1 rRNA gene is annotated in these 1,422 nt (G+C 52.0%); it reads right to left on the bottom strand.

What is annotated here, in order from left to right:
* A 23S ribosomal RNA gene (locus tag DWW77_RS17805) occupies window positions 1–1,376 on the bottom strand; the annotation flags it as partial.
* Between the last annotated feature and the right edge of the window lie 46 nt (window positions 1,377–1,422).

Genomic DNA, 1,422 nt, shown 5'->3' with positions numbered 1-1,422 from the left:
TAGGTCCCGACTCACCCAGGGCAGATCAGCTTTACCCTGGAAACCTTGGATATTCGGCCTAGAGGATTCCCACCTCTATCTCGCTACTCATTCCGGCATTCTCTCTTCCATATAGTCCACAGCTCCTTACGGTACTGCTTCTTCCCATATGCAATGCTCCTCTACCAATCCTTACGGATTCCTTAGTTTCGGTGGCGCGTTTCAGCCCCGGACATTTTCGGCGCAGGACCTCTCGACCAGTGAGCTATTACGCACTCTTTGAATGTATGGCTGCTTCTGAGCCAACATCCTGGTTGTCTTCGAAATCCCACATCCTTTTCCACTTAACGCGCACTTTGGGACCTTAACTGTAGGTCTGGGCTCTTTCCCTTTTGACCGCCCAACTTATCTCGTGCAGTCTGACTCCCGGTGATATCTACACGGCATTCGGAGTTTGATATTCTTCGGTAGGCTTTGACGCCCCCTAGGAAATTCAGTGCTCTACCTCCGCAAGACTCACACCGAGGCTAGCCCTAAAGCTATTTCGAGGAGAACCAGCTATCTCCGGGTTCGATTGGAATTTCTCCCCTATCCACACCTCATCCCCACCCTTTTCAACGGATGTGGGTTCGGTCCTCCACTACCTCTTACGGCAGCTTCAACCTGGACATGGATAGATCACCCGGTTTCGGGTCTACTCCTACTGACTCTGGCCCTATTAAGACTTGGTTTCCCTACGGCTCCACACCTGAAGTGCTTAACCTTGCCAGTAAGCGTAACTCGCCGGACCGTTCTACAAAAAGTACGCGGTCGTACATATAAAGTACTTCCACAGCTTGTAGACACAGGGTTTCAGGTTCTCTTTCACTCCCCTCCCGGGGTCCTTTTCACCTTTCCTTCACAGTACTATGCGCTATCGGTCACTAAGTAGTATTTAGCCTTAGGGGGTGGTCCCCCTTACTTCCCACAAGGTTCCTCGTGTCTCGTGGTACTCCGGATCCTGCTCAGTCAGCTCTGCTTTCACGTACGGGGCTTTCACCCTCTCCGGCCGGCTTTCCCAAAACCGTTCTGTTAACTTCGCTGAATCTTAAATGCAGTCCATGACCCCGGCATGCACGCACACCGGTTTAGGCTCCTCCGCGTTCGCTCGCCGCTACTTACGGAATCGATGTTTCTTTCTTTTCCTCCGGGTACTTAGATGTTTCAGTTCCCCGGGTTCCCTTCCATACGTTATGGATTGGCGTATGGATGCATGAGGTCTGCTCATGCGGGTTTCCCCATTCAGACATCTCCGGATCACGGGATATTTGCTCCTCCCCGAAGCTTTTCGCAGCTTATCACGTCTTTCATCGGCTCTTAGTGCCAAGGCATCCGCCCTGTGCCCTTATTGCTTGACCTTTCGCTTCATCACCCTAGCGTAGGTGATGCGGTCTCTTGATTCTC

Origin of the sequence: Ruminococcus sp. AF17-12 (assembly GCF_003479245.1) — a bacterium.
GTDB classification, from domain to species: Bacteria; Bacillota; Clostridia; order Lachnospirales; family Lachnospiraceae; genus Blautia_A; species Blautia_A fusiformis.
Note: the sequence above shows the minus strand (reverse complement) of the source record. Positions and strands in the feature narration are given on the sequence as shown.